We start from the raw sequence: 19,322 nt of genomic DNA on the forward strand, positions 1-19,322 counted from the left end.
TGCTTTTGTAAAATTATTTGACATTAATATCAAAATATCTTACAATCTTTATCGCTAAATAATTTGACATATAAGTTATAATTTTTATCAAACTATGAAAAGAGGCTAATTATGATATCAACTGATATTAACGGTAATAAATACAATCGAACTTTACTAATGACCGTTTTAATCACTGGTTCGTTTGTCACAATTTTGACAGCCACACTTTTAGCCACTGCTTATCCATCGATGATGAAATCATTCAATATTGATGCAAGTACTGTTCAATGGCTAACAACAGGCTTTACTTTAGTTAACGGAATTATGATTCCGGTTAGTGCATATTTAATCAATAAATTATCCACGAAACTTATGTATATTAGTGCTTTGATTGTTTATCTTATCGGGACAATTTTAGCTTACTGGTCGCCTAATTTTCAGGTGCTACTTGCTGGTAGATTGATTCAAGCCGTGGGTGCTGGTGTTTCAATGCCAATGATGCAATCCATTATCTTAATGATCTATCCACCTGAAAAACGTGGTGCTGCTATGGGAACAATGGGATTAGCCATCGGTATGGCACCTGCAATCGGGCCAACATTATCCGGTTATATTGTTGATCATTTTACTTGGCGTGACTTATTTGGAATGATTATTCCTATCATTTCTATTGTTATTATTGCTGCTTTCTTCTTAATGAAGGATGTCCTACCTAATACTAATCCTAAACTTGATTTTTGGTCTGTCATAACTTCCATTGCAGGTTTTGGTATTATGCTTTATGGTTTTGCGGAAGTAGGATCCAAAGGTTGGGGAGATACATCTGTTATTGCTTCATTAATTATTGGTGCTGTAATCGTTGCTATTTTTGCTATTCGCCAATTTAAGCTTGATGAGCCATTCTTAAACCTTAATGTTTTCAAAACAGGTCAATATACTTTAGGCACACTTATCAGTAGTTTATCTTACATGGGAATGCTTGCCGCTGAGATGATTTTGCCATTATATATCCAAAATGTTTTAGGCAAAACTGCTCTTCAATCTGGTTTAATTTTACTTCCAGGTGCTATTGCTATGGGAGTTATGTCACCAATCACTGGTAGATTATTCGATAAATATGGTGCTAAACAAATTGTTATTACTGGTACTATTTTACTAATTTTTGGCTCTAGTGCTTTCTTATTCATCGGTCCTAACACTCCTACCATCTATATCACTGTCTTCTATGCCGTCAGAATGTTTGGGATTGCAATGATGATGATGACAGTAACAACTGCTGGTATGAATGCTTTGCCACTTGACTTAATGACACATGGTACTGCAGTTAACAATACCGTTCGTCAAGTTGCAGGATCAATTGGAACAGCTATTTTGACATCCGTTTTAACTAACGTAGCAAGTTCTAATACACCAGCCAAAAGTTTACTTAGTCAAAACCCATTAGCTTATAAGGATCAAGCTATCAATGCAGTTGTTTTAGGCTATAAATCCGCATTTATCGTTGCAATTATCTTTGCTATTTTAATTTTATTTGCAGCTGTCTTTCTACAAAAAGGTAACAGCGCTAGATCTGAAGAAATAACTGATGGTAAGGAGGCAAAGTAATGGCTATTTTATTTTTGATTATTGGTTTAGTAATTTATTTCATTTTCAATGTAATTCCTATTACTAAATTTCATTATCTTATTGCTTACTTAGGGCTAGCCTTAGCTTTAGTAAGTGGTATTGGTATCATGGCTAATGAAAATGTTCATTTTGGGATGAGTGAAAAAACCACTACTAAAGTACAAACAATTAAGCCAACCACTAGTGTGGGGCAAGTCAACTTACTAGTATATAAGCAAGTCGGCAGTCAGGGGCCAAAAATTTACGTCTACAATAGCCAAAAACAACATACACAAGCGAATATTAAAACTAGTAGCTCAGTTAAAACCGGTTATCAAGCAGCTAAGTTAGTTACAAAAGAAACTCGCTATGAATTTAAAAATAAATTTTATAAGTTGCTCTTTGGCTTTTTAGGTAAAGAAAATGAACTAAAGAAGCGGACTAATATCTTCGAAATTCCAAGTTCCTGGAAAGTTTTATCAACTAAGGAAGTTGCCAATTTGAAGAAGCAAATGATTGCACAAGCTCAAGCTCAGAACAAATAATTTAAATAAGATAAAAAGACTAGGAAATAAAATTTCTTAGTCTTTTTTACATCCAAATCAAATTTCTTTGTTGTTTTACTAAACATTTGACTAAATCTTCAACATCTAAAATTAATGTTTCAATGTTACTCCCTGCATGAATCCCTACATTGCCAAGACTTTTAACTTCTTCACTTATGATAATTGAATATTTATTTGAAAAATCTAATGGACTAACCAAGCCTGCTTTAGTTTTTAAAGCTATTAAATCTTCCTTACTAGCAAAATTCAACTTACTTCGACTAGTTCTTACAAGCTTAGCTAAAGCACTAATATTAACTCTTTCTTCAGCCTTGCATACCAACAAGAAAAAAGTTTGATTCTTTTCATCTTTAAAGACTAAACTCTTGAGCAATTCGCAATCCAAGGCTAAATCAAGCGCATCCTCCATCTTCCAAACAGGAACGTGTTCAATCAATCGATAATTTATTTTCAACTTATTTAACAAAGTTTCAATATCTTTTTTCATTTTTATATTCCCTGTTTTTCAATTATCAAAAAGGATTCAAAGCACTTAAACTTTGAATACTTTATTTTTCTAATTTCCAAAAACGCACACCAAATAAAACTACATTCAATAAGACAAAAATAATAAAAAATTCGCGCCATCCCACAAGATGTAATTGTTTAAAGAACAGACAGATGAAATTATAAAGTAAAATACCCGCAATAAATAAGCGATTTGCCTTAACTAAATGATTTAACCAGAAATAATTTTCTAGCCAGCATTCAAACTGGTAATGCTTGGCAAGTAACAGTTTTATTAGCTTCACTAATCTATCCCCACTAAAATTAGCTATTGGTAATTACGACTTTTGTTCCTTCTTTAATATTTTCATAGAACCATTTAGCATCCGAAACAGATAATCTAATACATCCATGAGAATTGGCTTTTTTACCTAATTTTTCAGCTTCAGATTCAACATAATGCCCCTGAGAATCAGTTGGAACAGTATGGAACAGATAAATCCCGTGGTCCTTCCAAGAAACCCAGTATTTTGCACCTTCGCCACTTCCTTGGTTATAGAAAAAATCCCCACGTTCTGCTTGAATATAAAAAGTTCCTTCAGGCGTTGCACGGTCACCACCAGAACCAGTAGAACAATACATAGTGTACAAAACCTTTGAACCATTCATCAAATAAGTTCTTTGTTTCGCTTTGGAAACTTTTATCCACATTTTTGGATAATCAGTAACATTAGGGTAGGGTTTATTTTCAGATGGCTTTTGCCAGTCAATTTTTATTTCTTTTGTCTTTTTTTCTTTATGTTTTGTTACTTTCAATGATGATGAGTTAACTTCTTTAGTCTTTGCTTGATCTAACACTGCTGTATTTGCTAGAGCTATTGCTAAAACTATTGCTACTAAAGAAGCCAGTGAAGTTTTATTAAGCTTAATCACAATCAACTCCTCGAAAATCAATCAATTCATTATTATTGTAACATTTTTTGTTCGTATTTCTAATTATTAACTATAGTTCAAAAAATCTGCCTTAATTCTTTCTAAATTAGCTTCACTATTTCTCTGTGATTGTCGATAGCCAACATAATATGGTGGTGTCACAAATCTAGGAACTAACTTACAAATTATTTTTTCATCAATATAATAAAAGAACAAGTTATATGATTTACATCTTCCTCGATAGAAAGCCTCACTCATACAAAAACTAACTAAGTCTTTAATATTATCTGCAAATAAGTCTAACTTATCCATATTAGAAATAATTACATTGAATTCTGTATATCCCATAATTGGTTGTAATGACATATTTACTTCAAAGTTTTGGTCCTTTTTTATTGATAATCCAATAAAATTTTCTGGATAAACTTCAGAATAAATATCTGCTTTTTTAAAACCCACAATTTGTAAATGAGGATGGCTTAAACTACCACCTGACAAGGGCCCAAAATTTTTAAACATCGCCACACTTCGATATTGCTTAGAAGCACTTAATTTTAACCATTTATCTACTGCGTAACGAATTAAAGACCGATTATATTCATAAGAATAGCTAGCAATATCTCCCAAATGTTCATTTGATTCTATGATTAAAGTTAAATAAGTATCCTGCAGTGTTTGATATTTATTCTCTAGCCAGATAAATTGATTTTGCTTTTCAATAATTCCTGTTAAATTTTCAATATCACAAAAGGGACAACAGTCACTATTAGATGGCTTTCCCTTGGCTATTTGGGTATTAAAGACTAATGGAGTCACTTACATTTCGCATCCTTAATTTATATTTATAATTGTATATTCTTAATTTTATATACCTATTTTTAGAGATTGTAAATAAAAACTCGTTAGCCTTGCTAACGAGTTATATTTTATTCCCATTCAATTGTTGCAGGTGGCTTAGAAGTTATATCATAAACTACCCGGTTAACGTGATCAACTTCATCAACCATTCTAGTTGATACTTTTTGTAAGACATCCCATGGTAATTTTGAAAAGTCAGCAGTCATACCATCAATTGAGCTAACTGCACGAATACCAATAGTGTAATCGTAAGTTCGACCATCACCCATTACACCAACTGAGCGAATTCCTGGTAAAACAGTAAAGTATTGCCAAACTTCTTCTTCAAGACCAGCATTTTTGATTTCTTCACGTAAAATCGCATCAGTTTCACGGACAATCTCAAGTTTTTCTTCAGTAATTTCACCAATCACTCTGATTCCAAGACCTGGTCCTGGGAATGGTTGACGCCAAACAAGTTCATGAGGAATACCTAATTTTTCCCCAAGTTCACGAACTTCATCTTTGAATAACTTCCTTAGTGGTTCAACTAATTCAAAGCCCAAGTCTTTTGGTAAGCCTCCAACATTATGATGTGACTTAATAGTTTGCGCAGTCTTAGTACCACTTTCAATTACATCTGTGTAAAGAGTACCTTGTGCCAAGAACTTTACACCATCAAGTTTCTTAGCTTCCTCATTGAAGACTTCAATAAATTCCTTACCAATAATTTTCCGTTTTTGTTCTGGCTCAGTAACACCCTTCAATTTATCTAAGAAACGCTTTTGAGCATCAACCTTAATAATGTTAACACCTAAGTCACGATTTAAGGCTTCCATAACTTGCTTGGCTTCATCTTTTCTAAGCAAGCCATGATCAACAAAAATCGCAGTCAATTGATTGCCAATTGCTTTATGAAGTAAAGTAGCAGTAACACTAGAATCTACCCCACCAGATAAACCTAAAATTACTTTACCATCACCAACTTGCTTGCGAATGCGTTCGACTTCTAAATCAATAAAGTCGTCCATCGTCCAGTTATTACGCGCTCCGCAGACACCAAAGGCAAAGTTCTTCAAAATATCTAATCCATATTCTGAATTACGTACTTCTGCATGGAACTGAATTCCATAAAACTTCTTAGCGACATTAGCCATTGCGCTGATTGGACAATTAGGACTAGATGCTAAAGTTTCAAAGCCATCTGGTACACTTGTTACCAAATCACCATGACTCATCCAAACAGTTTGTTTCGCAGGTAATTTGTCAAATAATTTTGTAGCATCTGCAACATTTATATCTGCTCGACCATATTCAGAGTGGTCAGCTTTTTCAACTTTTCCACCCAAATCATGAGCCATTAACTGCATCCCATAACAAATTCCTAAAATTGGGATACCCAGTTCAAAAATTGCTGGGTCAACTTTTAAACTACCTTCATCATAAACACTATTTGGTCCACCAGAGAAAATAATTCCCTTGGGATTCATTTCTTTAATTTTTTCAATGGATAAGTCATTTGGCAATAATTCTGAATAAATACCAAAGTCACGTAATCGGCGGGTAATTAGCTGATTATATTGGCTACCAAAGTCTAAAACAATGATTTTATCAAAGTCAGTTAAATTTTTTACAGACACCCTACTTCTCCTTTTTTGAACTTATAAATTAAACTGACTATACTAATAATTTTTAATTTGGTCAACCAAAAAGCTAATATTATTTTGACCATTTTAATAAATTATCTGTATTTTAACCACTTAAATACAAAAATATAATGACTTTTGATTGTACTAAATATTTTTCTTTGATAGAATACAAACGAATAATAATTTAATCTATATATCGTTGCAATATGGGCAACAGTTTCTACCTGAAACCTTAAATTTCAGACTATAGATAATGAGCACATTAGAGGCCTCTTTTCCATAGTCATGGTAGAAGAGGCCTTTTTTATGCAACAGAGAGGAGTTCTCGTGAAGTTATTAGAAGAGCGTATTAAGAAAGATGGACAAGTTCTTGAGGGGGATGTACTAAAAATCAACTCATTCCTAAATCATCAAGTAGATCCTAAATTAATGATGGAAATCGGCCAAGAATTTGCTCGTTTATTTAAAGACAGTGACATTACAAAAGTTTTAACATGTGAAGCTTCTGGAATTGCACCAAGCATTATGGCTGCATACACTTTAAATGTTCCTATGGTCTTTGCTCGCAAGAAAAAGCCATCTACTCTTAATGATGCTGTCTACTTAGCAGATGTGTTTTCCTACACTAAAAAAAGTTAATAACAAGATTTGTGTTGAAAAGAAATTCCTTAGTTCAACTGATAAAGTCCTAATTCTTGATGACTTTGTTGCCCACGGTGAAGCTGTTAAGGGAATGGTTTCAATTGTCCAACAAGCCGGTGCAAAAATTGTCGGTGTTGGTGCCGTTGTTGCTAAAGATTTCCAAGGTGGTAGCGACTGGATTAAAAAGCAAGGTTTACGTTTTGAAGCTCTAGCTAATATTGCTAGTTTTGAAGGCGGAGAAGTTCACTTTGTAGGAGAAGAATAACCATGAAAGAAGTATCTCATAAAAAAGCAGCTGTCTTAGGCTTGCAACATTTACTTGCAATGTATTCAGGAGCTGTCGCAGTTCCTTTACTAATTGGAACAGCTTTAAAGTTCAACTCTACCCAAATGACCTATCTAGTTTCAATTGATATTTTTATGTGTGGACTGGCAACCTTACTACAACTTTTCCGAAATCGCTATTTAGGAATTGGCTTACCTGTTGTTTTAGGATGTGCGATTCAAGCAGTTGCACCACTTCAAATGATTGGACAAAAATTTACCATCAATACCATGTACGGTGCAATTATCGTAGCCGGTATTTTCGTATTTTGTATTGCTGGCTGGTTTTCGAAAATCAAAAAGCTCTTTCCACCTGTTGTCACCGGTAGTCTAATTACCGTCATTGGTTTAACCTTAATTCCAGTTGCCTTCCAAAATATGGGTGGAGGGACTGCTACTGCCAAAGATTTCGGTGATAGTAAGCACTTAATTACTGCTTTTGCAACAATTTTAGTAATTATTTTAGTTGAATTGCTAGCTAAAGGCTTTTTAAAATCAATTGCTGTCTTAATTGGGTTAATTGTTGGAACTGTTTTAGCATCTTTTATGGGAATGGTATCACTTACTCCTGTTTTACAGGCTTCTTGGTTTCACTTACCGCAATTTTTCTATTTTGGTAAACCAGAATTTGAATGGTCATCTTGCGTAACCATGATAATCATTGCACTAGTATCTATGGTTGAATCAACTGGAGTTTTCTTTGCTACTAGTGACTTACTCAAAAAAGAAGTTAATGAAGATGATCTTAAACGCGGTTATCGTGCAGAAGGATTAGCACAAATCTTTGGAGGTATTTTTAACACCTTCCCTTATACCACTTTTTCTCAAAACGTTGGGTTACTACAATTATCTGGTATCAAAACTCGTCGTCCGATTTTCTGGGCAGCTGGTCTTTTGATGGGACTAGGATTACTCCCTAAAATTGGTGCGATTGTAACTATTATTCCGACTTCTGTTTTAGGTGGAGCAATGCTAGTAATGTTCACCATGATTGCAGTTCAAGGAATTAAAATGCTTCTTAAAGTTGATTTAGGTGATAATCGCAACATCCTAGTTATTGCCCTATCAATTGGTTTGGGTGTAGGTGTAACTTCTTATCCAGGAATTTTTCAGCACTTACCACAAACCGTTCAGCTATTCTTAGGTAACGGTATTGTTGTTGCCAGCCTTAGCGCAACTCTTTTGAATCTAATTTTCAAAGGTAAAGATGGATTAAATTCCAAATAATAACTATACATTTTTTAAAGCTTGAGTATTTAACTCAAGCTTTTCTTTTATCCTAGAGCTTTTTCTCCTACAATGGAATTAAGTTAAAAAAAAGAAGGAAATGCATATGAAAGAACAAACTGAATGTACCACTATTCTAGTTGGTAAAAAAGCAAGTATTGATGGCTCAACCATGATTGCTCGAAGTGAAGATGGTGGTAGAACTATTATTCCAGAAAGTTTTAAAGTCGTTAACCCAGAGCAGCAACCTAAGCATTACCAAAGCGTCATTAGTAAGCAAGTAATCGATGATGAAGATTTAGCATTAACACCACTTCGTTACACAAGCGCTCCTGATGCTTCTGGCAAAAATGGCATTTGGGCTGCAGCTGGTATTAACGCTGAAAACATTGCCATGACTGCTACTGAAACAATTACTACTAACTCAAGAATCCAAGGGATTGATCCACTTTTGACCACTGAAGAAGGCGGATTAGGTGAAGAAGATTTCGTCACTTTAACCCTACCTTACATCCATTCCGCTAGAGATGGAGTTAAGCGGGTTGGTTACTTACTTGAAAAATATGGCACATATGAAATGAACGGTATGGCCTTTTCTGATAAGGATGAAATTTGGTACCTTGAAACTATTGGTGGCCATCACTGGGCTGCTCGTCGCATACCTGATGATGCCTATGTAATTGCACCTAATCGTTTAAATATCGATGAATTTAAGTTTGATAACCCAGATTTTGTATGTTCAAGTGATTTAAAGGATTTAATCGAAAGTTATAACTTAAATCCTGACTTTGAAGGTTACAATTTACGTCATATTTTTGGTTCATCTACTATTAAAGATGCCCACTACAATAACCCACGTGCTTGGTATATCCACAACTTCTTTAATCCAGAATTTGGTGGTAAGCCAAGTGATCAAGACCAACCATTTATTTGCCATGCTAACCGTAAAATTAGTTTAGAAGACATTAAATGGGCCGAAAGTTCTCACTACCAAGACACACCTTATGATGCATATGGCGATCAAGGAACTACTGAACAAAAGAAAACTTTCCGTCCAATTGGTATTAACCGTAATTTTGAAACTCACGTCTTGCAAATTAGAAACAACGTCCCTGCTGAAATTGCTGGTGTTCAATGGTTAGCCTTTGGACCTAATACCTTTAATACTTTTGTGCCTTTCTACACCAATATCACTACCACTCCAGCTAGCTGGCAAACAACTGCAAAATTTGATTTAACTAAAATTTTCTGGTTAAACAAGTTAGCTGCTCAATTAGGTGATACTAATTATCGAGTATATGGTGAATTAGAAGCTGACTTTGAACAAAAGAGTTTAGCTGCTTGCCATAAGATTCAACATGACACTGACCTTGCAGTTAAAGGTTTAACCGGCAAAGACTTACAAACTAAGCTTGAAGCTGCAAATGATAAAATGGCAGAAGTTGTTTACAATAATACAGTAGAATTACTTGGTCAAATGGTCGATGAAGGCCATGGTTTAATGACCTTGAAGTACGACTTACTTGATTAAGATTACTTGCAAATACTAAAAAAGAGCCCACTAATATGTGAGCTCTTTTCTATGCTATTAAAAATATTATGCATCTTGAATAGTTACATCAGCACCTAGCTTACGTAACTTTTCTTCAACGCGATCATATCCTCTTAAAATATTATCTGCATTGTCAATTACAGTTTCACCATCAGCCATTAAACCGGCAATCATGAGTGAAGCTCCAGCGCGAATTTCATCAGCGTGTACACGCGTTCCATGTAATTCATTAGTTGGATGAACTAAGATAATGTTATCCTCAACCTTAATATTGGCACCCATTTTTTGTAATTCTGGAATGTGTCTAGTCCGCTTAGGATAAATATTATCAATAACTACACCTTCACCCGTCTTAGCAGTTAAAAGAAGAGGCGTAATAGGTTGTTGCAAATCTGTGGCAAAGCCAGGATATGGATCAGTTCTCACTTGTATCATCTTTAAATCGCCAGCTGGATATACATAAAGTGAATCCTCATCAGCGTCAATAACTACACCCATTTCTTCTACTTTAGCTAAATATGAATCTAGGTGTTCTTCGATAATATTGTGAATTCGAATGCCATTTCCAATACATGCAGCTAGAGAAATATATGTCCCTGCTTCAATACGATCTGGAATTATCGTATGTGGAATTTTAGCTTCAATGCGCCGAACTCCATCTATTCTAATAGTTTCAGTACCTGCACCACGAATAACAGCACCCATATTATTTAAAAAAGTGGCCAAATCAATAATTTCAGGTTCTTTCGCTGCATTATTAATTACAGTCTGACCTTGTGCGGTTACACTGGCCATAATGATATTCATCGTAGCGCCCACTGATGGCATCGCTAAGTTAATTTGATTGCCATGAAGCCCTTCTTCTGGTGCTTTAATGATAATTTGGTCATTTTCATTTTTAACAATAGCACCTAAAGCTTCAAAGCCTTTAATATGTTGATCAATTGGGCGTGGACCAATGTCATCGCCACCTGGAAAGCCTACTACTGCCTTGCCAAATCTTCCAAGTAAAGCACCCATAAAGTAATATGAGGCTCTTAAACTCTTAATCTTACCTGCGGGAAGTGGACTCATCTTAATTTCTGTTGGATCAATAAATAAAGTGGTTTCTTTAAAATCGCACTTAACATCCATTTCTTTCAATAAGTCCATTAAATTATCTACATCTGCGATACGCGGTACACATTCTAGAGTTACTGGGGTATGTGACAAGATTGCTGCTGGAATAAGAGCTACAGTTGAATTCTTTGCTCCACCAATCCAAACTTCACCTGTTAGTGGCTTTCCGCCATGAATAATCATCTGCTTCATTGGGGAAAACAATCCTTTTCTTTTTGTCAATGTATCATTGTAAATGTTATAAGAAAAACGATTAAAAAACAAGAGGAATGTGTTAAACCTCTTGTTTTTTAAGAATTTTGTATTTTACAATTAAAACTTATCTTCTTCCAAGCCACTAGCTGCGCCAATAAACGCCTTGAAAAGGCCCTCTGGTTTATGAGGACGAGATAAGAATTCTGGGTGGTATTGTGCCGCAATAAAGAATTTTTTATCAGGGATTTCAACGATTTCAACTAAATGATTATCTGGAGAAACTCCACTAAAGATCATACCATGCTTTTCAAACTCTTCACGGTACTTATTATTAAATTCGTAACGGTGACGGTGACGGTCTTGAATTACTTCTTGTTCATCATATGCTTTATAAGTCTTAGTACCCTTCTTGAGGCGAGCAGGATATAGACCTAAACGCAAAGTACCACCAATTGTATCTTGGCCTTCTTGATCAGCCATTAAATCAATAATATTATTCTTAGTTTCAGGATCTGCTTCTGTTGTATTAGCATCTTTATAGCCTAAAACATCACGAGCAAATTCCACAGTTGCCATTTGCATTCCAAGACAGATTCCAAGGAAAGGAATATCATTTTCACGTGCATACTTGATAGCTGTAATCATTCCTTCAAGCCCACGTAAACCAAATCCACCTGGCACAATTAATCCATCAGAATCTTTCATAAAGTCAGCAATATTATCTTCAGTAATATCTTCTGCTTGAACTTTATTGATTTCGATTTCACTATTGTAAAGGTAACCTGCATGTTTTAAAGCTTCTGTAACTGAAATATAAGCATCTTCTAGTTCTACATATTTACCCACTAAAGTAATCTTAGTCTTGTATTTAAGGCTAGTAGAACGCTTTTCTAGCTTAACCCATTCTTCCATATCAGCTTCACTCTTAGGAGAAGTTAATTTGAAGTGATCACAAACCAGTTGATCCATACCTTGCTTTTGGAAGTTCAAAGGTATGTCAAATAATGATGGTGCATCAATTGATTCCATAATTGCTTCAACTGGGACATCTGTAAAGTTAGCAATCTTATTTTTAAGTTCTTGTCCTACTTCTTTTTCAGCACGCAAAACCAACATATTAGGTTGAATACCAATACTTCTTAAAGTAGCAACTGAGTGTTGAGTTGGCTTAGTTTTCATTTCATGAGCAGCATGAAGATATGGTACTAAAGTTACGTGAATATACATAACATTATCAGCACCAACTTCACGTTTCATTTGACGAATTGCTTCCATGAATGGTGTTGATTCAATATCACCAACTGTACCACCAATTTCTGAAATAACTACATCAGAATCAGTTGTTTGACCAGCTCTCATGATTTTTTCTTTAATCATGTTAGTGATATGTGGAATTACTTGAACAGTAGCACCTTGGTAATCGCCCCGACGTTCTTTTTTCAAAACTTCAGAATAAATCTTACCAGTTGTTACATTCGAATACTTGCTAGTCCGCACATCAACAAATCTTTCATAGTGACCTAAATCCAAATCAGCTTCAGTACCATCATCAGTAACAAAAACTTCACCATGTTGATATGGATTCATAGTACCTGGATCAATGTTGATATATGGATCGAATTTTTGCATAGTGACTTTCAAGCCACGATTTTTCAATAAACGTCCTAAAGACGAAGCGACAATACCCTTACCTAATGAAGAAACAACACCACCGGTTACGAATACATATTTAGTCATCAAGTAGCTCTCCTTATAAAACTTTAAGTAAAAAACAAAAAAGCTCCCTTCTACGAAGGGGGCTAATAAATATCATTAGTAAGTGCCCATTAAGGGGCCCAGATAAAATAATAAAGACTTACTGGCAAAGAGTCAAGTCTAATTACTCATCATCTTCGTCATCTTCATCATCTAATTCTGATAATTGACCTTCAATACCATCTGGTAATTCATCATCGTCATCTGCATCATCAAAATCATCGTCATCTGTAGCATCAAAGTCATCTGCATTATCGTCATCTTCTGTATCCAAATCATCATCTTCTGGATCATCAGAATCGTAGTCGATAATATCATCATCATCACTGCTTGCAATAAATGCATTAACTTTTCTATGATGCTTTTTACGTGGTTCGTCATCTTCATCTTCAGGGTGGTTAACTTCTTCATCAACAGATTCATATGGGAACCATGAACGAAGTGCCCATACATTATCCCCCATTGAGATAAATTCACCATCAGTATTCATATCAGTATAAAATTGTGGTAAACGTTCACGAATTTCTTCGTCACTAGTACCTAAGTATTCTTGAACAGCATTTACAATATCGGCAAAGGCCATGCGCTTGCCGTGGTCTTCTAGAATAGCACGTGCTACTTCAATTAATGAAAGTTCTTCGCGTTTCTTACCTTCAAAATCAGCTAAACCCACAGTTAAACGTCCTCTCTTTATAGCATCTTTTCTATTTTACGCATCTCTTAAGAAAAAATCAATGTGACTGCATAGTTACCTATTAAGTATAGCCCACTAAACAGGTCATATTCAACTTGAACTTTGGTTCTACCACCATATTTAGTAACTTTTAGAAATTTAGTTTCACTAATTAAGTCCATTTGGCGATTATTTACTACATATTTGCAACCACGCTTTTCCCCTAGTTCCAACTTAATTAATGAATAATTACTTGGAACTACTCCACGATTAATTATAAGCGTTTGCTTTTGTTTTTTTAGTAAAATCTTAACAGGAATTTGGTTATCCTCTAAATACTTTAAGCGCCAACCATCTTTCAGCTCCTCAACTTGTGCTTTTGCAATCTTTTGGAAGCTTTCCGAATCTTGTTCTTGAGTAATTGTACTTTTAAATTTTAAGTCTACTTCTTTCAAAATACCCCTCAATCTCTGATAATTCACATCTCAAACGTTTTCTTTGCTATAATTTTAACTGTATACATTTTACCGAATTTTTCTTCAAAAATTAAATAAAATGAAGGGAAGATATATGTTTTTTCAAAGTAAAAAATTACCCCACCCCGTCGAATTGCGTGATCCTGTCCATGGGTACATTCATATCGAAGATAAAGTTATTTTAGATTTAATTAATTCTAAAGAATTTCAACGCTTACGACGTATTAAACAACTTGGTCCAACAAGTTATGTTTTTCCAGGAGCGAATCATACTCGTTTTGAACATAACTTGGGCGTTTATGAATTAACTCGTCGAATTTGCGAGATATTCAGTAAACAATACCCATCTACCAAACCAAACGACGGTCTATGGAATGAAAACGAAAATCTAGTAGCAGAATGTGCTGCATTATTACATGATATTGGACACGGCCCATATTCTCATACTTTTGAACATCTTTTTGGAACTAACCATGAAAAGATAGGTACTCAAATTATTACTGATAAGTCTACTGAAATTAATCAAATTTTATCAAAAGTAGCACCTACTTTTCCAGAAGCTGTTGCCAGTGTTATAGCTAAAACATATCCTAATCCTCAAGTAGTTAAAATGATATCAAGTCAAGCTGACGCTGACCGAATGGATTATCTTCAAAGAGATGCCTACTTTACCGGCGTGACATATGGTAGTTTCGATATTGAACGCTTATTACGCGTTATTCGCCCATATTCTGGAGGAATTTGTTTTACTAATAATGGAATGCATGCAGTTGAAGACTACATTGTTAGTCGTTATCAAATGTATCAACAAGTATATTTCCATCGAATAAATCGTTCCCTAGAGGTTGTTTTGAACAAATTACTAGAAAGAGCAAAATACGTTTATAAAAACAGTAATTTGTTAGTTACACCAAGTTTACAAAAGTTTTTAGATAATAATTGGACTTTAAAAGATTATCTAAACCTTGATGATGGTGTAATGGAAACCAATTTTTCTATTTGGCGAGAATCAGGCGATGAAATTTTAGCAGATTTAGCAAGTCGATATCTATTCAGAAAACCTTTTGCTAGCTGTAGTGTTGACCAAGAGACCCGTAATCTAGTACCAAAATTAAAAAATTATATCAAAGAAGCTGGATTTGATCCTAATTACTATACTGCTTTGACTAGTGCTTTCGATGAACCGTATGATGCATATAAACCAAGTGGAAAAAACGCTCATAGTCAAATTGAAATAATGCAAGATGACGGAACTTTAATTGAACTATCTGAATTGAGCCCATTAGTAAAAGCACTCAACGGAACTATTCAGGGAAGCGAAAATTTCTTTTTTCCGAAAGTTATGCTATCACAAAATGATGAACCGCAAATTTTTGATCCGCTTTACCAAGAATTTCAAAAATACGTAAAAAATGGTGCCCTTCGATATCAGAGAAAGCCAACTAGAAAAAATAATCTTAATAATCAATAAAAAAAAGACGGCTAACACCGTCCTTTTTTAATTTTCACGATAACGAGTATTAAATAATGGACTAACAGGTTGATGCTGTTCAATTAACTTGATTGCATCACCCATAAGTGGCCCAACTGAAACTAATTGCAATTTATCAATTTTCTTTTCTTCAGGTTGATTAATTGAATCTGTTAAAACTAAATTTTTAATTTTAGAATTGTTAAGACGATCAATTGCTGGACCAGAAAGAACTGCATGCGTTGCACTAGCATATACTTCTGTAGCACCTGCATCAATTAAAGCTTGTGCTGCTAATGTAATAGTACCTGCTGTATCAATCATATCATCAATGATAATTGCTCGTTTTCCACTAACATCACCAATAATATTCATAACTTCTGCAACATTAGCTTTTGGTCGACGTTTATCTACAATGGCAATTGGAGCTTTCAAAAATTCAGCTAATTTTCTTGCACGGGTAACACCACCATGATCTGGTGAAACAACAACTGCACCTTTTTCCAAATGATTAGACAAGAAATAATCGGCTAATAAAGGGGCCCCCATTAAATTGTCAACTGGAATATCAAAGAATCCTTGAATTTGTGGTGCATGTAAATCAAGTGACAAAATTCTCGTCGCACCTGCTGCTTCAAGCATATTAGCAACTAATTTAGCAGTAATTGGTTCACGAGCACGAGTTTTTCTATCTTGTCTTGCATAGCCATAGTATGGCAATACAATATTAATTGCTCGAGCACTTGCTCGCTTAACAGCATCAATCATAATTAAAAGTTCCATCAAATTGTCATTAACTGGAGCGCTTGTTGACTGAATTAGGTAAACATCCTTACCACGAACGGATTCATCAATATTAATTTGAATTTCTCCATCGCTAAAGCGTTGTACACTAGACTTAGCAAGGGGTACCCCTATTCTATCAGCAATCTTTTGAGCTAATGGGGTATTTGAGTTGAGCGCAAAAAGTTTAATATCGTCTTTGTAAGACATTTTAATCCTCCATAAAATAACACTATCATCTTCTATTTTAGCAAAATAAAAGACAAGCTCAAAGGAAAGCTTGTCTTTTTTATTAAAGAATTGGTAAATACCCCAAAATAAGCCCAATTGCCATAAAGCAAATAAATATTCCGATACACCAACGGAAAATATAACTTTGATATTCACCTAAAGTAATTTCAGTTTTATCCATTAACAAGTAAATAAATGGAACTAATGGGCTGAGGAAGTGGAAAGCTTGCCCCATTAAAGAAGCAAAGCCAATTTGTAAATTGCTGAATCCATATGCTTTGGCTGTAGCCGCAAGCGGTGGCAATACTCCATAGTAAAAGGCATCATTGTTCAACAAATAAGTCCCAGGAGCTGAAATAAAGGCAATGATAATCGCAAAGTACTTACCAAGAGAACTTGGAATCATTTGAGTTAATACAACAGCAATTGCATGTGACATTCCAGAAACGTATTCACCTTTGGCATTTACTGGACCATTTAAGACTCCCATTAAGACTCCAGCACCTAAAACCATAATGACTACACTAATCATTTCAGGAGCCAATAAACTAATCACATGTCTTTGCATCTTATTCTTTGGATAATTTATTGCTAAAGCAATTGCCACTCCAAATCCAAATAAAATTGCACTATCAGCTTTGCCTAATACTAAAGCGACTACTAAGGCAATTGTCAAAATCAAATTAAACCAAATTAACCTTGGCCTTTTTAGACCTTCTTCTTCATCTTCAGATTCATAATGCTCTACAACATGTTCTACATTTTCTTGGACACCCAACCGTTTACGTTCCTTTTTTCCTAAATAATAAGCTACTCCAATAGTATAAATGATTGAAATAATCATCCCTGGTAAAAGTGGTGGCAAAATTTGATTAGCATCAAGGTGCATTACTGTCATTACTCTCGCAGTAGGTCCACCCCATGGAATCAAATTCATTACTCCATTAGTTAAAATAATTAACGTTGCGAGATAGATCTTTTTGATTTTTAAGCGATTAAAAATTGGAATCATAGCGGTACATACAATCATAACCGTAGTTGTTCCATCACCATCTAGTGAAACGAAAGCAGACAAAATAGCTGTTCCAACTAAAACTTTTAGAGGGTCACCTTTTACCCATTTGACAACTTTATCAACCATTGGATCAAATAATCCTGTTAGTAACATGATTCCAAAATATAAAATTGCAAAAGTCATCATTGCAAAGGTTGAGGCAACTGATTTAATCCCTGCCATTGCATATGTTAATGTATCAAAGAAGCCATATCCTGCTAAAACCCCAAATAAAATTGGGACAATCACTAAACTCGTAAAAGCGCTTAACTTCTTAGCCATAATTAAAGCCATGAAAGTGACTATCATGGCTAAACCAAGAAACGCCATCAATGTGGTGTTCATATTTAATTCTCCTTATTATTGCCAGTCTTTATCCTGAGCAAGTGGCAATTTATGCCAATAATCTTCTTTATTTACTTGGCGACCCCGAGCAATTGCCATTTCATAGCGATTAACATCTTTAGTAATTGTTGAATCAGCCGCAATAAATGAGTGATCAGCAACAGTAATTGGATTAATAATTGTTGAACCCGCGCCAATAAAGGCATGATCCCCAATTGTTGAATGGAATTTCTTAACGCCATCGTAATTTGAAAAGATTACCCCACAGCCTACATTGATATCCTTACCTAAAGTAGCATCACCAATATAAGTTAAATGCCCCACTTTAGTGTTTTCACCAATTGTAGCCTTCTTAATTTCAACAAAGTTACCTATATGAGCGCCTGACATTATTTCAGCTTTTGGTCGAAGATGTGAATTTGGTCCAATATCAGTATTATCATGCATAATTGCTTCTTGAATTGTTGAAGATGTAACAGTTACATTATTTCCGATTTCAGAATCAACAATTCTTGAACCACTAGTAATTACACATTCACTACCAATAGTTGTTTTTCCTTTAATAACAACGTTTCCCTCGATAATAGTATCATTACCAATTTTAACATCGCTATCAATATAAGCAGTCGCAGGATCAATGAAAGTTACACCATTACGCATATGTTCTTCATTAATTCTCTTTTGCATAATTTTTGAAGCGTTCGCAAGCGCAATTCGATCATTAACACCCAAACTTTGGCTAAAGTCAGGCATCTTGTAGGCACCAACTCTTTCACCACTATTACGCAAAATTTCTAAAACATCTGTTAAATAATATTCACCTTGAGCGTTATCGTTAGTAACTTTCTTTAATGCAGCGAAAAGTTTCTTATTATCAAAACAAAATACGCCTGTATTAATTTCTTTAACTTTAAGTTCTTCAGGCTTTCCGTCTTTTTGCTCAACTATTCGCAAAACATTGCCCTGTTCATCACGAATAATGCGTCCATATCCAAATGGATTAGGTGCTTCAGCAGTTAATACTGTTGCTGCATTTTCTTTTTCTTGATGATAATTGAATAAGTTTTCAAAAGTTTCCGTTGTAAATAATGGCGTATCTCCAGTAACTACTAAAGTTGCACCATTTTCGTTTTCTAAGATAGGGGCAGCAGTAAGAACAGCGTGACCTGTACCAAGTTGCTTTTCTTGAAAGGCAAAATCACTCTTACCCGCTAAAACTTCTTTTACATCTTCTGCTCCAGTACCTACTATTGTCACAATCTTTTCAGGTTTCATACCATTAGCAGCTTCAACGACATGTTCAACCATCGTTTTACCACAAACTTTATGCAAAACCTTATAAAGCTTTGACTTCATTCTGGTACCTTTACCAGCAGCTAAAACAACTACAAATTTTTTCATAAACTTAATCCCTTTC

17 protein-coding genes, 1 pseudogene and 1 riboswitch are annotated in these 19,322 nt (G+C 34.7%); of the genes and pseudogenes, 6 read left to right on the forward strand and 12 right to left on the reverse strand.

Annotated elements, in window-relative coordinates; translation table 11 throughout:
• Positions 1-111 precede the first annotated feature (111 nt).
• The gene (locus ACNDLV_RS04915) at positions 112-1,587 is read left to right on the forward strand and encodes an MDR family MFS transporter (RefSeq protein ID WP_006585902.1); all 1,476 of its coding nucleotides are present in this window, start codon (positions 112-114) and stop codon (positions 1,585-1,587) included.
• A complete protein-coding gene (locus ACNDLV_RS04920; RefSeq protein ID WP_006585903.1) occupies positions 1,587-2,132 on the forward strand; it encodes a DUF4811 domain-containing protein in 546 nt (181 codons plus the stop codon). Before ACNDLV_RS04915 ends, ACNDLV_RS04920 begins: the two co-directional genes overlap by 1 nt.
• 46 nt (positions 2,133-2,178) lie before the next feature.
• Here the strand turns inward: ACNDLV_RS04920 and ACNDLV_RS04925 are convergent, their stop codons facing one another.
• From ACNDLV_RS04925 to guaA, 5 genes are all read right to left on the reverse strand, one after another.
• Positions 2,179-2,640, reverse strand: a complete 462-nt coding sequence (locus tag ACNDLV_RS04925; RefSeq protein WP_006585904.1) for a YbaK/EbsC family protein — start codon at positions 2,638-2,640, stop codon at positions 2,179-2,181.
• A 61-nt stretch (positions 2,641-2,701) separates the two neighbouring features.
• Positions 2,702-2,944: a hypothetical protein gene (locus tag ACNDLV_RS04930; RefSeq protein ID WP_006585905.1), complete on the reverse strand. Its 243-nt coding sequence runs from the start codon at positions 2,942-2,944 to the stop codon at positions 2,702-2,704.
• Between the two features lie 19 nt (positions 2,945-2,963).
• The gene (locus ACNDLV_RS04935; RefSeq protein WP_006587636.1) at positions 2,964-3,593 is read right to left on the reverse strand and encodes a L,D-transpeptidase; all 630 of its coding nucleotides are present in this window, start codon (positions 3,591-3,593) and stop codon (positions 2,964-2,966) included.
• A gap of 45 nt (positions 3,594-3,638) precedes the next feature.
• Positions 3,639-4,388 carry a DUF4931 domain-containing protein gene (locus ACNDLV_RS04940; RefSeq protein WP_048588268.1) on the reverse strand — a complete coding sequence of 250 codons (750 nt, stop codon included), beginning with the start codon at positions 4,386-4,388 and terminating at the stop codon, positions 3,639-3,641.
• Between the two features lie 110 nt (positions 4,389-4,498).
• The gene (gene guaA / locus ACNDLV_RS04945) at positions 4,499-6,049 is read right to left on the reverse strand and encodes a glutamine-hydrolyzing GMP synthase (protein ID WP_006585908.1); all 1,551 of its coding nucleotides are present in this window, start codon (positions 6,047-6,049) and stop codon (positions 4,499-4,501) included.
• 178 nt (positions 6,050-6,227) lie between these two features.
• A riboswitch (purine riboswitch) is annotated at positions 6,228-6,325 on the forward strand.
• Positions 6,326-6,385: 60 nt separating this feature from the next.
• Here guaA and ACNDLV_RS04950 point away from each other — a divergent pair.
• From ACNDLV_RS04950 to ACNDLV_RS04960, 3 genes and pseudogenes are all read left to right on the forward strand, one after another.
• Positions 6,386-6,965: pseudogene (locus tag ACNDLV_RS04950) on the forward strand (xanthine phosphoribosyltransferase).
• Between the two features lie 2 nt (positions 6,966-6,967).
• Complete coding sequence (locus ACNDLV_RS04955; RefSeq protein WP_006585910.1) at positions 6,968-8,251, forward strand: nucleobase:cation symporter-2 family protein; 1,284 nt, start codon at positions 6,968-6,970, stop codon at positions 8,249-8,251.
• A gap of 106 nt (positions 8,252-8,357) precedes the next feature.
• Positions 8,358-9,782 (forward strand): C69 family dipeptidase, encoded by a 1,425-nt coding sequence (locus ACNDLV_RS04960; RefSeq protein ID WP_006587634.1) that lies wholly within the window; start codon positions 8,358-8,360, stop codon positions 9,780-9,782.
• A gap of 66 nt (positions 9,783-9,848) precedes the next feature.
• Here the strand turns inward: ACNDLV_RS04960 and murA are convergent, their stop codons facing one another.
• From murA to ACNDLV_RS04980, 4 genes are all read right to left on the reverse strand, one after another.
• Positions 9,849-11,114, reverse strand: coding sequence for a UDP-N-acetylglucosamine 1-carboxyvinyltransferase (gene murA, locus ACNDLV_RS04965; RefSeq protein WP_006585912.1), 1,266 nt, complete (start codon positions 11,112-11,114; stop codon positions 9,849-9,851).
• Positions 11,115-11,234: 120 nt separating this feature from the next.
• Positions 11,235-12,854: a CTP synthase gene (pyrG, locus tag ACNDLV_RS04970; protein WP_022091080.1), complete on the reverse strand. Its 1,620-nt coding sequence runs from the start codon at positions 12,852-12,854 to the stop codon at positions 11,235-11,237.
• Positions 12,855-12,996: 142 nt separating this feature from the next.
• On the reverse strand, positions 12,997-13,545 hold the full coding sequence (rpoE, locus tag ACNDLV_RS04975) for a DNA-directed RNA polymerase subunit delta (protein WP_006585914.1): 549 nt from the start codon (positions 13,543-13,545) through the stop codon (positions 12,997-12,999).
• Between the two features lie 47 nt (positions 13,546-13,592).
• Positions 13,593-14,000, reverse strand: coding sequence for a DUF1934 family protein (locus ACNDLV_RS04980; RefSeq protein WP_022091081.1), 408 nt, complete (start codon positions 13,998-14,000; stop codon positions 13,593-13,595).
• A 115-nt stretch (positions 14,001-14,115) separates the two neighbouring features.
• On the opposite strand from ACNDLV_RS04980, the gene ACNDLV_RS04985 reads away from it, so the two are divergent.
• The gene (locus ACNDLV_RS04985; RefSeq protein WP_006587630.1) at positions 14,116-15,492 is read left to right on the forward strand and encodes an HD domain-containing protein; all 1,377 of its coding nucleotides are present in this window, start codon (positions 14,116-14,118) and stop codon (positions 15,490-15,492) included.
• A 27-nt stretch (positions 15,493-15,519) separates the two neighbouring features.
• Here the strand turns inward: ACNDLV_RS04985 and ACNDLV_RS04990 are convergent, their stop codons facing one another.
• From ACNDLV_RS04990 to glmU, 3 genes are all read right to left on the reverse strand, one after another.
• Positions 15,520-16,485: a ribose-phosphate diphosphokinase gene (locus tag ACNDLV_RS04990; RefSeq protein ID WP_006587629.1), complete on the reverse strand. Its 966-nt coding sequence runs from the start codon at positions 16,483-16,485 to the stop codon at positions 15,520-15,522.
• Positions 16,486-16,567: 82 nt separating this feature from the next.
• Positions 16,568-17,905 (reverse strand): CitMHS family transporter, encoded by a 1,338-nt coding sequence (locus ACNDLV_RS04995; protein ID WP_006585918.1) that lies wholly within the window; start codon positions 17,903-17,905, stop codon positions 16,568-16,570.
• A gap of 15 nt (positions 17,906-17,920) precedes the next feature.
• A complete protein-coding gene (glmU, locus tag ACNDLV_RS05000) occupies positions 17,921-19,306 on the reverse strand; it encodes a bifunctional UDP-N-acetylglucosamine diphosphorylase/glucosamine-1-phosphate N-acetyltransferase GlmU (protein WP_006585919.1) in 1,386 nt (461 codons plus the stop codon).
• Positions 19,307-19,322: the final 16 nt, after the last annotated feature.

The sequence above is a fragment of the Lactobacillus fornicalis genome (genome assembly GCF_055362665.1).

Bases quoted from the DNA above. Each gene is read 5' to 3' on its own strand.
- ACNDLV_RS04925 (WP_006585904.1), bottom strand. From the start codon at position 2,640: ATGAAAAAAGATATTGAAACTTTGTTAAATAAGTTGAAAATAAATTAT.
- pyrG (WP_022091080.1), bottom strand. From the start codon at position 12,854: ATGACTAAATATGTATTCGTAACCGGTGGTGTTGTTTCTTCATTAGGT.
- ACNDLV_RS04920 (WP_006585903.1), top strand. From the start codon at position 1,587: ATGGCTATTTTATTTTTGATTATTGGTTTAGTAATTTATTTCATTTTC.
- ACNDLV_RS04995 (WP_006585918.1), bottom strand. From the start codon at position 17,905: ATGAACACCACATTGATGGCGTTTCTTGGTTTAGCCATGATAGTCACT.
- ACNDLV_RS04955 (WP_006585910.1), top strand. From the start codon at position 6,968: ATGAAAGAAGTATCTCATAAAAAAGCAGCTGTCTTAGGCTTGCAACAT.
- ACNDLV_RS04990 (WP_006587629.1), bottom strand. From the start codon at position 16,485: ATGTCTTACAAAGACGATATTAAACTTTTTGCGCTCAACTCAAATACC.
- ACNDLV_RS04915 (WP_006585902.1), top strand. From the start codon at position 112: ATGATATCAACTGATATTAACGGTAATAAATACAATCGAACTTTACTA.
- murA (WP_006585912.1), bottom strand. From the start codon at position 11,114: ATGAAGCAGATGATTATTCATGGCGGAAAGCCACTAACAGGTGAAGTT.
- glmU (WP_006585919.1), bottom strand. From the start codon at position 19,306: ATGAAAAAATTTGTAGTTGTTTTAGCTGCTGGTAAAGGTACCAGAATG.
- ACNDLV_RS04985 (WP_006587630.1), top strand. From the start codon at position 14,116: ATGTTTTTTCAAAGTAAAAAATTACCCCACCCCGTCGAATTGCGTGAT.
- ACNDLV_RS04960 (WP_006587634.1), top strand. From the start codon at position 8,358: ATGAAAGAACAAACTGAATGTACCACTATTCTAGTTGGTAAAAAAGCA.